The following is a 13,334-nucleotide window of genomic DNA, read 5'->3' as shown; positions in this document are numbered from 1 at the left end:
ATTCCAGTTTAAGAATATAATGTTACGAACTATAACTATACAGGAAAGCCCCATTCTAGGGGCTTTTGCAACATGCACCGAAAATATAGTGCTTGTACCCTTAGGTACACCTGAGCCTGTCCGTGAAAAGATAGGCCAGTTCTTGCAGGCAAATGTAGTGGAAACCCTTATCAATGGAAGTACTATTGTGGGTTCACTTTGTCGGGGAAATTCCAACGCAGTGCTTGTTCCAATGGATTCCAATGTCAGAGGCATAGAAAAGATCGATGTTCCTGTTGTTGAATTACCAAGTAAGCTTAATGCTATAGGTAATGTTGTGCTTGCAAATGATTCTGCTGCACTTGTACATCCGGAACTCAATGATAAATCTGTGGAAACTATTGAGAAAGCTCTTAATGTAGATGTTAAAAGAGGCACTATAGGCGGTGCAAAAACTGTAGGGATGGCCGGAGTTGCAACCAATAAAGGTTTGCTTGTAAATCCGCGGGCAACCAGTACCGAGCTTGAAATGCTCGAAAAGTTGTTCGATCTTCCCGTAGATATTGGGACCTCTAATTATGGAACTCAAATGGTTGGTTCCGGATTGATTGCAAATTCCAAAGGTTATGTTGCAGGTTCGAAGACTACGGGACATGAACTGGGAAGAATAGAGGATGCCCTGGACTTATTAGAATAATGGTTTTAGGTGATTTAAATGAAGACATTTCAGGTCAAAGGCACATTCAAGGCCGGAATAGCATGGGAAAAGTTTACAAAGGTCATTGAGAGCCAGAACGAGAAGAATGCAGAGGATAAAGTGTATTCACTCGTCGGCAGTCAACATGGTCTTAAAAGAAACTTGATAAAGATCGAAAGTATAACTGAGGCATGATCCATGGCGGATATGAATGGACAGGATCCAAGGGTTCTTGCAAACCAGCACCGTGAGTTTCAAAAGCGTGCGGAGATGGTTCAGCAGCAGATGAGCATGGTCCAGATATCATTGGAAGATTGTAATAGAGCAATTAACACAATAGATGAGCTTAACACTGTTTCCGCTGGTTCTGAAATAATGTTTCCTATAGGTTCCGGTTCATTTATATATGCCAATATCAGTCACACTGACAAAGCAGTGGTTGATATCGGTGCAGGGTTAACTGTTGAAAGACCTCTTCCTGAAGCAAAGGAAATTCTCCAGCGCCGCAGAGAAAAGCTTACAACAGCTCTTGATAATATGAATAACACCCTTGCCCAGTTAAGCCAGCAGATGCAGGCTATTGAGTCATTCCTTGCAAAGCTCCAGCAGCCACAAGGTAATGCAGGTTCCCAGTGAACCTTTTTTTCTATTTTTTCTATTTTTAACAAACTTGCGAGTTGTATCACGTGTTCAATAAACTCAAGGCAAAACTCAGTGGATTCAAGGATAAGATTGGCAGTAAAATAGATGAAAAAGCTGTAGCTATCGAATCCGTTGAAGAAATTGTAGAGGAAATTGTAGAATCTGATGAAGAGCTGGAATCTCCTGTTTCAATTTCTCCTTCTTCACAGGAAGTATTAGAAGAAAAACCTGAAATTCCAGCTGAAGAAACCCGGACCGATCCAAAAGAGGAGAGCAAAACTACTAAGAAATTTGGTTTCGCACAAAAAGCCAAAGCTCTTGTTTTTGAAAGAGAATTCATTCTGGAAGAGGATGATCTCGAAGAACCTCTCTGGGATCTGGAAATGGCACTTCTTGAGAGTGATATTGCACTTTCAGTCTCAGAAGCAATTGTAAACTCAGTAAAGAGCCAGCTGGTTGGGACCAGAAGACGTATTGGTAGCAATACGGGGAACATTGTTGAAGATGCTCTGAAAAATGCAATCTATGATGTGATGAGTGCCAATGTATTTGACCTTGATGAATATGTGGAAAAAGCTGAAAAGCCGGTGCATATTGTTTTTATCGGTATAAACGGAACTGGAAAGACCACTTCAATTGCCAAGCTTTCCAAACGTTTCAAGGATCAGGGTATGTCCGTTGTAGTTGCTGCAGGTGACACATTCAGGGCAGGAGCTATTGATCAGCTTGCAATCCATGCTGATAATATTGGTGTAAAAATAATTAAACATCAGGAGCAGGGTGACCCGGCTGCTGTTATTTATGATGCAATGCAGCATGCAAAAGCACATAATGTGGATGTAGTATTATCTGACACCGCAGGCAGGATGCATACCAATATTAACCTCATGGAGCAGCTTAAAAAAGTCTGCCGTGTAGCTCCTCCGGACCTCATTATCTTTGTGGATGAAGCAGTTGCAGGCAACGATGCTGTAGAAAGGGCAGCACAGTTTAATGATGCAGTTCCTATAAGCGGTTCAATTCTGACAAAAACAGATGCCGATTCCAAAGGTGGTGCAGCAATCTCCATTGCCTACATAACAGGAAAACCAATATTGTTCCTTGGAATGGGGCAGGGATATGATGATATTCGTAAATTCGATCCTCAGTGGTTTGTGGATCAGCTTTTTGGAGAATGATTTGCATTCTCTAATTTGCTTTTTTAAAAACAGTTTAAATTAAAAATTGATTCTAATTTAAAATAGGAAAAAAGCTGGCAGTAAATTATCTGCAGCTTTTCTTTAATTCTGATGCAAGTTTCTCTACTCTTTCATTTACATTCTCACCTGAAGCGATTATGTTTACAAAAGCAGAACCTACAATTACGGCATCAGCACCTGCTTTGATAACTTCTGCAGCCTGCTGTCCGTTGGATATTCCAAACCCAACTGCCTTTGGAACTGTTGTATCAATGCGGGAAAGTATGTTCTTTGTAGACTCTGCAACATCAACTCTTTCTCCGGTGACTCCAAGTCTTGAAACGATATAGACAAAACCGGATGTTTTTTCCAGGTTCTTTTCCATCCTTTTTCCTGTTGTGACGGGTGTGATAAGGAATATCAGGTCAACGCCATTCTGTTTGCATGCAGCATGTAGTTCGTCTGCTTCTTCTGCAGGAAGATCTGGTACAATAATTCCTGTAATTCCTGCCTCAGCACAATCCCTGGCAAATTTCTCGTTTCCTCTTTTGTATATTAGATTATAGTATGTCATGCATACCAGAGGAACATTTTCCTTAATTGATGCTGCCATTTCAAAATAAAGATCCGGGTTCATGCCTGCTTCCAAAGCTCTGGTTGATGCTGCCTGTATCGTAGGTCCGTCTGCAACAGGATCTGAAAATGGGAGACCCAGCTCAACAATATCTGCTCCGCCTTTTACAAGTGCATTAACAATTTCTTTTGTAGCTTCAGATGAAGGATCACCTGCACAGACGTAGGCAATAAGTGCCTTTTCATTCCTCTCTTTAAGTTCTGCAAACTTGTCTTCAATTTTCACAGACAATCCTCCTTTGACTCTTCTTCCTTTAATTTAAATACAGTTTCAAGATCCTTATCTCCCCTTCCTGATAGGTTGATAACAACAAGATCACCGAGCTCTCCAAGTTTTCCCATCTTTGCCATTTTCATAAGATAAGCAATTGCATGCGATGATTCAAGTGCAGGGATAATTCCTTCAAGGCGACTGAGTTCATAGAAAGCTTCCAGTGCTTCGTCATCATTTGCATAACATGGAGTTATCCTGCCAATATCTGCCAGATATGCAAGCTCCGGTCCAACTCCTGAATAGTCCAGCCCAGCGGATATGGAGCTGGATTCAAGTATCTGGCCATATTTATCCTGAAGTATGAGTGTATGTGCACCCTGAAGAATACCTTCTTCACCAACACAAAGCGATGCAGAGTGAAGTGCTTCTTTTTCAGTGGTTCTCATTTCTTTACCCCCTGCTTCAACAGGGAAAAGCTTGACTTCCTTGTCCTCAATGAACGGATAAAAAATACCCATTGCATTACTTCCACCACCTGCACAGGCGATAATGGAATCGGGGTATCTTCCTTCTTTTTCCATTATTTGGTCCTTGACTTCCTTTCCAATAACGCTCTGGAAATCACGCACTATCATTGGGTATGGATGCGATCCAACAACTGAACCTATAAGATAATGTGTGTTCTCAACGTTTGTGACCCAGTCTCTGAATGCTTCATTAATCGCATCTTTGAGGGTCTTTGAACCAGATTCAACAGCATTTACTTTAGTGCCCATAAGCTCCATTCTGTAAACATTCATGTGCTGGCGAATAACATCCTTTGCTCCCATGTATACTTCAGATTCAAATCCCATATTGGCAGCAGCCATTGCTGTTGCAGTTCCGTGCTGTCCTGCTCCGGTTTCGGCAATAAGACGTTTCTTTCCCATGTATTTAGCCAGAAGTGCCTGTCCAAGAGTATTGTTTAATTTGTGGGCACCGCCATGAACAAGATCCTCACGTTTCAGATAAATTTTAATTCCGTATTTCTCGCTGAGGTTCTTGGCAAAATAAAGTGGAGTCTCCCTGCCTGCAAACTCTTTCATGTAATAATCAAGTTCTTTTAAAAACTCACGATCATCCTTGTAACGTTCATAAGCTTCTTCAAGCTCAGTAAGTGCCGGCATGAGCACTTCGGGAACAAACTGTCCTCCGAATTTGCCATACATTGATTTTTTCATTATCATTCTCCGTGTGTTAGTTAATAGTAAAGTGAATCAACAAGCTCTTTTGTTTTTGCATATATTTCTCCGCTTTTAATAATGGATGTGCCTACAAGTACCGCATCAGCCCCGGCTTTAACAACCATTCTTACGTCATCTATGGTATGCATTCCACTTTCACTGATTATAATATGATTTTGTCCGTTTTTTGTATCATAGTCTTTAACAAGCGGTATAAGTTGTAATGTAGTATTTAGATCAATCTCAAGATTGCTTAGATTCCTGTTATTTATTCCAATTATTCTTGTTTTTGATTCAAGCGCATTTTTAAGTTCAGTTTCATTGTGGACTTCAACAAGTGGTTCAAATCCTTTTGACATTGCCATGTCTACCATTTCTTCAAGCTTTTCTCCAAGAATGCCTGCTATTAGTAATATAAGATCGCTTTCAATTTCACTGAATTGGATTTCATCAACAATAAAATCTTTACGTAAAACAGGAAGTGAAATTGCATTTCTCACAGATCTAAGATTATCTGTTGAACCGTGGAAAAACTCTGGCTCAGTCAAAACAGATATTGCTACTGCTCCGGCCCTTTCCATTTCTGCTGCAATTATAGCTGCATCCTCTGGATTAATATCCCTGAGTTTTTTTCCCGGGGATGCAGGCTTTACTTCTGCTATAACTGCAACCTTTCCCCGCTGCTTTCTTTCAGTAATAGCACCAATTATGTCTCTTTTATTGCTATCTCTTTCTTTAACTGAAGACTTAAGCGAAGCTGGTTCTGTTTTAATCTTAAGATTCTGTACTCTTTTTTCAGTAGAGCTAATTATGTCATTTATTACTGCATGCATCAAATAACCACGTATGTTCTATAATGTACAAAAACGTACATGGATGTAAATATATATAAGACTGCCGGTCTTCCAACAAAAATAAATCTCCTTGCAGTCTTCTTTTGTTGCAAAATATATCAGGAATGTCCTAAAATAAAATCATAAAACAGGATGTGTTTTAGGTATTATTTATTTCTTCTTTCAGGTAAAATTCAATATTATGATCAGTATGGTTTTCCTGCTCAGAGTTTGTCTGCTCATGTATCCCCAGTTTCTCCTGAACTGTCACCGGGGGGAAATAAGCAAGATAGGCAAGTATTGTCCCTATAAAGACAAATAGTCTTGCAAACATTTGCATTGCATCAACAATTGCAATTGTGTCGGTAAGCATAAAGTCGAATACAAAAGAAATAGCTACCAGTGGCAGCGCTGTCCTGTACCTGATTCTTTTTGGCATCCTTTGCAGAAATATCAACAGCAGTAATCCCAGTATCATGGAAGTTGGAATAACAAATAACCCCATTAGATACAAATTAATTGCAGCATCACTGTTGATCATGAAAATTGAACCCCATTCAGTAACTATGGGTCCAACTATCCCACTATCATAAAGAAAAGTAAGATATGCTGCTCCTATAAGTGTGAAAAAGAGGGAGATGTATTCTCCTATTTTTTTGCTGCCTGTAATCACATATATTATGAAAAACACAAGCGGTACTGATATAAATGCAAAAGGAATCGCTGTAACAAAATACATTATGGCATCAATTTCCTGATTGTCCATATACGCTGCAAACATTCTGATTGTTGTTGGCAGGTAAGTAAGTCCAACCATCGTCCAGAATACAATCAGTGAAAAAAGAGCAGGCTTGCTATTTTCTTTGTAACTATCTTTGTTTTTAGAAAGTACCCATGCAAATGCAAGGGATGATAATGTAATTGCAAAACATATTGTTCCGTTTAGCAGCAGTCCCGGGTTCATTCCTGTCTACTACTAATTAGTTGCTTTTTATTTATATATTTTCATTGTTCAAAAGTTGCGAGTTTGATGTTTGAGATTTCCAACCAAATGGTATTTATATTATTCATTACTATAATAGTAATATATCCAAAAATATCTGGATATAAGAGGAGGATCGTACATGAAAGCAAACAAAACATTACATTTAAATAAAAATACCAGAGCTCAGGTGGGTATTGGTACTCTTATCATATTCATCGCTATGGTTCTAGTTGCAGCAGTTGCAGCTGCTGTATTGATTCAGACTTCCGGTACGCTTCAGCAGAAAGCGCAATCAACCGGTAAACAGGCAACCCAGGAAGTATCATCTAACCTGATGGTCAAGACCATTGAAGGTGTACGTGCAAAGGACAGCTCAACTGTTATGTCAAGCACAATTGACCTTTTGAAACTCAAGGTCGGTCTTAATGTAGGCAGTTCCCCTGTAGACGTAAATCAGGTAGTAATTTCAATTACTGATGGTACAACTGCAAACAATCTTGTTTATGCAGGAAATACAAAATCATATGCAACAACTGGTCAGGACAATGGTGATATGGATAACTTTGGATCAACTGCATCTACTAATTTACAATATCTGTTAACTGCAAATACAACAGCAAGCAGCACATTCAATAATTCTGATCATTACTATACTGTAGAAAAGATTCGAGATGAAGATTCTTCATTCTCTCAGAGTAATCCTGTAATGAATACTGGTGATCTTATTACTGTATATATTGCTACAACTTCTGACACTGCGGTTTCAGGTACCTATGATTATCTAGGTTCTACTACTGTAACTTCAGGTCTGAAAACTTCAGGACTGAATCTGGTTCCGAGGACCACTGTAAACATTGTTCTTACTCCTGAGTCTGGTGCAGCAACAACAGCAGACTTTGTAGCTCCATCTTCCTATGGTGTGAAGGAGACTGTACAACTGTATCCATAATGAATAATGTGCGATTCCTTCGCACATTTTTAGGAGTTGATAAATATGAAAGCAAATGGTAAATTCATGAAATCAGATACAAGCGCGCAGGTGGGTATAGGTACTCTGATTATCTTTATTGCAATGGTTCTGGTTGCAGCAGTTGCAGCTGCAGTTCTGATTCAAACATCAGGTACTTTGCAACAAAAAGCTCAGTCAACCGGTAAACAGGCAACTCAGGAAGTCTCATCTAACCTGATGGTTAAAACCATTGAAGGTCTTAGGGCAAAATCTTCGGCTACTAATATGGCTGCCAATATTTCATTGCTGGAGCTAAAAGTAGGTCTTAATGTTGGAAGTTCTCCTGTAGATGTAAATCAGGTTGTTATTTCTATAACTGATGGAACTACTACTAATAACCTGATATATGGAAATAATGATCGTACATATGGAAGCGCAATGGCAAATTTCTCATCATCTGCATCTGCAAGTACAAATCTTGGAAAACTTTTGACAGATTCTGGAACCGTTGGTGCTAACGGTAAGTTTTTCTTCACTGTAGAGAAGATTCGTGATGAAGATGGATCTTTTACTCAGGGAGAACCAGTAATGAATACTGGGGACCTTATAACTGTTTATATTTCTACAGTAGCATCAGGTGCAACAGGATTCACTTCAATAGGTGATACCACAACAAGCGGTAAACAGGATGATACTGGTCTTGTTGTAGGTCCAAGAACTGCCGTTAGTATCGTATTGACGCCAGAATCTGGTGCAGCTACAACAGCTGACTTTATCACGCCATCTTCATATGGTACCAAAGAAAATGTACAGCTGTATCCATAATGTGAGATACTAATTTAATATCTCACTTTATTTCTTCTTTTTAAAGTCTTATTATCTAATGTTTCTGATTAATTCTTTTTATCTTAAATTTAGTTTTTCTGAAGCTGCATTCTGTTAATCTACTGTTTTAAAAATAGTAGGATAGCACAGGGTTAGCTTTGTTAGGGTTTGTGGTCATGTAGTGCATCATAAACAATTTTTAACAAGACTTTTGTTCATTCAGCATGGTTCGTGGTTATTTATTTTAAGTTCTTGCTGAGCATTTAATAATTAGAATGCTTTAGCATAATCATCCTGTCTTACGAAGCCGATTAATTAATGATTAGAAAGAACCACTATACGCAATTATCAGAACCATTGCAAGTAACTTGTTGAAAATAGGCTGTTAATATTTCTGCTTCTGCAGAACCTGTTTATAACTATAAATAAAAAGAATCTTAGGGCATTCTCTCAATAATCTCGCCCATTCTCTTGTTTTTCTTGTAGAATGCAGTGCTGTCTTTGAGGAAATTAGAAGCAGTTATTCCTTTATCAGTAATAACATAGCCGCCACGTTTCACTTTTTCAACCAGTCCTTCGAGCTGGAACACGGTTTTCATTTTGCTTCCAATGCTGCCTTTGTCTGCAAACTGATCGGTGTATTTCCTGATTTCTGAGAATTCTGTAATTTTTCCTTCATTCCTTCCAAGGACTTTCAAGATAAGTCTGTATTGAATATCTCCTGGTCCTTGGTGAATTCCCAATGATTGATAGAATTCTGCCACTGCCTGTTCAAGTTCGACATCAATATCATCAGACATCTATGCTGTCCTCCTCTCCATCAATGTCGAAATCTTCATCATAAAGCTCGTACTGGTATTTTTTAATACCCAGTTTTTCCTGTAATGTCATTGGTGGGAAATACGCTAAAAATGCCTGTACGGTTCCTATGAGTACAAATATCCTTGCAACAAGCTGCATTACATCCACCATTGTGATCATGTCGGTAAGCATGAAGTCAAATACAAAAGATATTGCTACAAGTGGCAATGCTGTCCTGTATCTGAGATGTTTTGGCATTTTCTGCAGGAATATGAGCAGTAAAAATCCTATGATCATTGCAGTAGGTATGACAAAAAGTCCCATTAAGTATATGTTAATTGCAATGTCACTATTTATAGTAAACAGAGATGAATAACTTGAAACTATGGGTCCAATTACTCCATTTGTAAAGAGTAGCATTAGGTATGCTGCACCGAAGAGTACAAAGAGAAGTGAAATGTATGCACTTATTTTTTTATTCCCTACTATTACATATAATATGAAAAAGACCAGTGGAACTGCTACAAAGGAAAAAGGAACTGCTGCAAGGCTGTACATCACAAGATCCAGATTTTCTCTTCCTAAATATGCAGCTACCATTCTGATGGTGGTAGGCAGGTAAGTAAGTCCTACAAGTGACCATAATATTACAAGTGACCAGAGGGCAGGTTTACTCTTATCATTATGTTCTTCTTCACTGCGGGCAAGTACCCATGCAAAAGCAAATGAAGATATTGTTATTGCAAAACATATTGTGGCATTTACTAATAAGCCTGCATTCATCTAATCCCTCTGACTATTATTTACACATTGTTAATATATAATGCTTCCTCACGTCGAACTTGCATAGTTTGACGTTTGAGATTTCCAACCAATCAATATATATATTATTAATAGATATATAAATTCATCCATATATTTGGATTATAGGAGGATATGCATGAAAGCAAACAACGCATTATATTTGAAAAAAAATACCAGAGCTCAGGTGGGTATTGGTACTCTTATCATATTCATCGCCATGGTTCTGGTCGCAGCAGTTGCAGCTGCTGTATTGATTCAGACTTCCGGTACACTTCAGCAGAAAGCTCAGTCAACCGGTAAACAGGCAACCCAGGAAGTATCATCTAACCTGATGGTCAAGACCATTGAAGGTGTACGTGCAAAGGACAGCGCAACTGTTATGTCAGAAACAATCGACCTTCTGAAACTCAAGGTAGGTCTTAATGTTGGCAGTTCCCCTGTAGATGTAAATCAGGTAGTAATTTCAATTACTGATGGTACAACTGCAAACAATCTTGTTTATGCAGGAAATACAAAATCATATGCTTCTGCAGGCGGTACTGATGGAGCAATGGACTACTTTGGATCAACTGCATCTGGAAATCTGGCCACTCTTTTAAAAAATGCATCGTCGTCACCCAGTGTTTTCAATAATTCTGATCACTATTATACTGTAGAAAAGATTCGTGATGAAGATTCTTCATTCTCACAGAGCAATCCTGTGATGAATACTGGTGACTTGATTACAGTTTATATTGCAACAACATCCAGTACTGCAGTATCAACAGATTATGACTATCTTGGGACTACTACTGTAACTTCTGCTCTGAAAACATCAGGACTGAATCTGGTTCCGAGAACCACTGTAAACATTGTCCTGACTCCAGAATCCGGTGCAGCAACGACAGCTGATTTTGTAGCACCTTCATCATACGGTGTTAAGGAAACGGTACAGCTCTATCCATAATGTAAGAGAACTGCAGTGCTTTCACTGCAGATCTTTTTCATTAAGAGGTTATCATGATCTCTAATGCCAGCTTTACAAAAGACAATGCTGCCCAGGTGGGTATAGGTACTTTGATTATTTTCATAGCTATGGTGCTGATTGCTGCTGTAGCTGCATCTGTGCTTATCCAGACATCCGGCACACTTCAGCAACAGGCACAGTCAACCGGTAAGCAGGCTACACAGGAAGTATCATCTAATCTGATCGTCAAAAGCATTGAAGGTGTACGTGCAAAAACCGGATCTACGATGGCTTCTAATATGTCCCTTCTTAAAGTAAAAGTGGGTCTTAATGTTGGAAGTTCTCCTGTGGATCTCAATCAGTTAATTATTACAATAACTGATGGAACTAACACAAATGACCTGATATATGCCAATAACGATAAAACATACGGTAGTGCCATGGAAAACTTCTCATCTTCTAACACTGCAAGTGTAAATCTGGGTCATTTACTGACGGACACTCAAAGTCCTCCAGGTGCAAATGGCAGATACTTCTTTACTGTGCAGAAGATAAGAGATGAAGACGTTTCATTCTCTCAGGGTAATCCTATAATGAATACAGGTGACCTGGTGACTATTTATGTTTCTGTTGTGTCAGATGGTGACACTTCTTATACAACAATAGATGGTGTAACAACCAGTGGTAACCAGAAAGATTCTAATCTGGATCTAGAACCACGCACTACGGTTGCAATAGTGATGACTCCTGAGGCCGGAGCTACTACCATGGCTGAGTTTGTAACTCCTTCATCGTACGGTACCAGAGAAACGATACAATTATATCCTTAAGGTGAAATAATATTCACCTTAACTTTTTTGAGGGATTCTATGTCACAAAAAATTCTATTAATATCTTTGATACTGATTTTGTCATCAATTTCACTTTCATCGGCAGACGCAACTTTCACAAATGAGTTGCAGGTCCACGATACGTCAATTGATTTTACAATTAATGAAATGTATACGGGCATCGATGCTGAAGCCTTCAGGCTGGGTCTTGATTCTGATAACAATAGCATCGTAAGTCAAAAGGAAGTTGAGAGTTTTGTTGATGAATTCAAAAGAAACAGCACAGGGCAATATTTGGGTTATGTTTTGATAGATGATGGAAATACAGTTCTTTCTCTGGATTCCTTTGATATGCAGGTTTCAGGTGCTGAAGGTAATGTAAATACTTCGCAGATAAAAGTCACAACTAATATTATTTATGGCGCGCCAGAATCATTGAAATCTGGTACGCATAGTATATGGGTTATTGGGCATCCTGCAATTGAAAAAATGAGCATTTATCTTCCTTCTGAAATGCTGGTGACAGATATTGACGGCATTGATGAACTTCAGACTTCCTGTGATTCAGGAAGGCAGTTAATTGAAGGGCGTAGCGGTATCCGCTCATTTATTGTTGATGGAAGACAGACATTTGAATATGCCGTTATGATTGAAACCGGCAAATCAAAGTTTATTGCAGATTTGTCCCGTTTTCCTTCTTTATTCTAATTTTTATCTTCCTTTCTTTTTTCTAACAAGCAATATATACAATTACTACAAATAAAATTAAGTACTATGTCTATATTATAATTGTATAATAATAATATTTGATAATCTCAGGTGCTTAAATGAAACACAAGTATTGTTCAGTTATCCTAGTATTTGTTATCCTGATTAGCGTGTATAGTAGTGGTTGTGTCAGCAATAATCCAGAAGAAGAAGTACCTGAAACAGTGACCACATTTTTAACTGCCATTAATGATGGAGATTTCAATACGGCTTTTAATATGTACACAGGTAAGGATTTCCTTGCAGTTGCAAGTATTAAAATGATATTCAGCAATAAAGGAATAGAGCCGGGTTCAATTCAAGATATTAACATTGTTTCCCAGGAAATCAGTGAAAATATAGCAGCTGTTGAAGCTGAGTGTACCGTGTCAAATTCAGACGGCGGAACTAGTGTTGTTCCTATATATTTCACACTTCAGAACAGCCAGCTTGGATGGATAGTTACCAGGGTTTCATTCACTGTTCCTTTGACACTGGACAATGCAGAAGTTGTTGATGTTGAAGTTGAAACAACAAAAATAGATGTCATTGCAAACAATGCTCCGCTTATATTTATTGGCGCTGTAATTATGCTTGGTCTTGGTCTATATATAGATAAGAGAGACAAAACCAAGAAAAAACAAAACAGCAGGACAATTGATGTTTCAGGTGCAACTCCAATACAGAAAGAAACCATTGCACAATATGTAAAATTTGTTCCTTCACAGCAAATTACAATTGGTAAACCAGCAACGGTTGATGTATGGGTTAAGAACTTCACGCAGCAGCCATACAATGATTTTGCTATCAAAGCTAAGTTTTCAAATTCCGTTGAGCCTGAAAAGATCAACCTTTTCTTTGATACGATAGCTCCTGGGGAAACTGTGAAACGTACATGGGTAGTGAAACCAAAACTTTCAGGCTGGGCCTCCATTGAAGAACCAACTGTGGTATTCAATTTCGGAGGGAATAAGTACATCGGTGTGCTTGATCCTGTATGGTTGCAGGTTCAGTAATTTTGTAAAACAATTATATTGTGGGTGATATG

The 13,334-nt window shown here is 38.6% G+C and carries 16 protein-coding genes; 10 read left to right on the top strand and 6 right to left on the bottom strand.

Features of this window, described 5'->3' with window-relative positions; translation table 11 throughout:
• Positions 1-19: 19 nt before the first annotated feature.
• The 4 genes from METTI_RS00690 to ftsY are packed head-to-tail and all read left to right on the top strand — an operon-like array spanning position 20 to position 2,496.
• The gene (locus METTI_RS00690) at positions 20-676 is read left to right on the top strand and encodes a translation initiation factor IF-6 (RefSeq protein ID WP_023843880.1); all 657 of its coding nucleotides are present in this window, start codon (positions 20-22) and stop codon (positions 674-676) included.
• Positions 677-694: 18 nt separating this feature from the next.
• Positions 695-871, top strand: a complete 177-nt coding sequence (rpl18a, locus tag METTI_RS00685; protein ID WP_023843879.1) for a 50S ribosomal protein L18Ae — start codon at positions 695-697, stop codon at positions 869-871.
• Positions 872-874: 3 nt separating this feature from the next.
• Complete coding sequence (gene pfdA / locus METTI_RS00680) at positions 875-1,312, top strand: prefoldin subunit alpha (RefSeq protein ID WP_023843878.1); 438 nt, start codon at positions 875-877, stop codon at positions 1,310-1,312.
• Positions 1,313-1,362: 50 nt separating this feature from the next.
• Positions 1,363-2,496 (top strand): signal recognition particle-docking protein FtsY, encoded by a 1,134-nt coding sequence (gene ftsY / locus METTI_RS00675; RefSeq protein WP_023843877.1) that lies wholly within the window; start codon positions 1,363-1,365, stop codon positions 2,494-2,496.
• Between the two features lie 85 nt (positions 2,497-2,581).
• On the opposite strand, the gene trpA is transcribed toward ftsY, so the two are convergent.
• The 4 genes from trpA to METTI_RS00655 form a co-directional block, all read right to left on the bottom strand.
• Positions 2,582-3,355, bottom strand: coding sequence for a tryptophan synthase subunit alpha (trpA, locus tag METTI_RS00670; protein WP_023843876.1), 774 nt, complete (start codon positions 3,353-3,355; stop codon positions 2,582-2,584).
• A complete protein-coding gene (gene trpB / locus METTI_RS00665; RefSeq protein WP_023843875.1) occupies positions 3,352-4,563 on the bottom strand; it encodes a tryptophan synthase subunit beta in 1,212 nt (403 codons plus the stop codon). Before trpB ends, trpA begins: the two co-directional genes overlap by 4 nt.
• A 20-nt stretch (positions 4,564-4,583) precedes the next feature.
• The gene (locus METTI_RS00660) at positions 4,584-5,399 is read right to left on the bottom strand and encodes an indole-3-glycerol phosphate synthase TrpC (RefSeq protein WP_023843874.1); all 816 of its coding nucleotides are present in this window, start codon (positions 5,397-5,399) and stop codon (positions 4,584-4,586) included.
• Positions 5,400-5,559: 160 nt separating this feature from the next.
• A complete protein-coding gene (locus METTI_RS00655) occupies positions 5,560-6,363 on the bottom strand; it encodes a hypothetical protein (protein WP_023843873.1) in 804 nt (267 codons plus the stop codon).
• Between the two features lie 160 nt (positions 6,364-6,523).
• Between METTI_RS00655 and METTI_RS00650 the strand changes: the two genes are divergently transcribed.
• Positions 6,524-7,333, top strand: coding sequence for an archaellin/type IV pilin N-terminal domain-containing protein (locus METTI_RS00650; RefSeq protein WP_023843872.1), 810 nt, complete (start codon positions 6,524-6,526; stop codon positions 7,331-7,333).
• Between the two features lie 45 nt (positions 7,334-7,378).
• Complete coding sequence (locus tag METTI_RS00645; protein ID WP_023843871.1) at positions 7,379-8,158, top strand: archaellin/type IV pilin N-terminal domain-containing protein; 780 nt, start codon at positions 7,379-7,381, stop codon at positions 8,156-8,158.
• A 437-nt stretch (positions 8,159-8,595) separates the two neighbouring features.
• Here the strand turns inward: METTI_RS00645 and METTI_RS00640 are convergent, their stop codons facing one another.
• Both METTI_RS00640 and METTI_RS00635 read right to left on the bottom strand, forming a co-directional pair.
• On the bottom strand, positions 8,596-8,958 hold the full coding sequence (locus tag METTI_RS00640) for a hypothetical protein (protein WP_023843870.1): 363 nt from the start codon (positions 8,956-8,958) through the stop codon (positions 8,596-8,598).
• Positions 8,951-9,742, bottom strand: a complete 792-nt coding sequence (locus tag METTI_RS00635; protein ID WP_023843869.1) for a hypothetical protein — start codon at positions 9,740-9,742, stop codon at positions 8,951-8,953. Before METTI_RS00635 ends, METTI_RS00640 begins: the two co-directional genes overlap by 8 nt.
• Positions 9,743-9,899: 157 nt before the next feature.
• On the opposite strand from METTI_RS00635, the gene METTI_RS00630 reads away from it, so the two are divergent.
• From METTI_RS00630 to METTI_RS00615, 4 genes are all read left to right on the top strand, one after another.
• Positions 9,900-10,709, top strand: coding sequence for an archaellin/type IV pilin N-terminal domain-containing protein (locus METTI_RS00630; RefSeq protein WP_023843868.1), 810 nt, complete (start codon positions 9,900-9,902; stop codon positions 10,707-10,709).
• A 53-nt stretch (positions 10,710-10,762) separates the two neighbouring features.
• Positions 10,763-11,539 carry an archaellin/type IV pilin N-terminal domain-containing protein gene (locus tag METTI_RS00625; protein ID WP_023843867.1) on the top strand — a complete coding sequence of 259 codons (777 nt, stop codon included), beginning with the start codon at positions 10,763-10,765 and terminating at the stop codon, positions 11,537-11,539.
• Between the two features lie 39 nt (positions 11,540-11,578).
• Positions 11,579-12,247: a hypothetical protein gene (locus tag METTI_RS00620; protein WP_023843866.1), complete on the top strand. Its 669-nt coding sequence runs from the start codon at positions 11,579-11,581 to the stop codon at positions 12,245-12,247.
• 119 nt (positions 12,248-12,366) lie between these two features.
• Positions 12,367-13,302 (top strand): hypothetical protein, encoded by a 936-nt coding sequence (locus tag METTI_RS00615; protein WP_023843865.1) that lies wholly within the window; start codon positions 12,367-12,369, stop codon positions 13,300-13,302.
• Positions 13,303-13,334 lie beyond the last annotated feature (32 nt).

Source organism: Methanolobus tindarius DSM 2278 (genome assembly GCF_000504205.1).
In the GTDB taxonomy this organism is placed as follows: domain Archaea; phylum Halobacteriota; class Methanosarcinia; order Methanosarcinales; family Methanosarcinaceae; genus Methanolobus; species Methanolobus tindarius.
The sequence above is the reverse complement of the archived record's forward strand: the minus strand, read 5'-3'. Positions and strand labels throughout refer to the sequence as shown.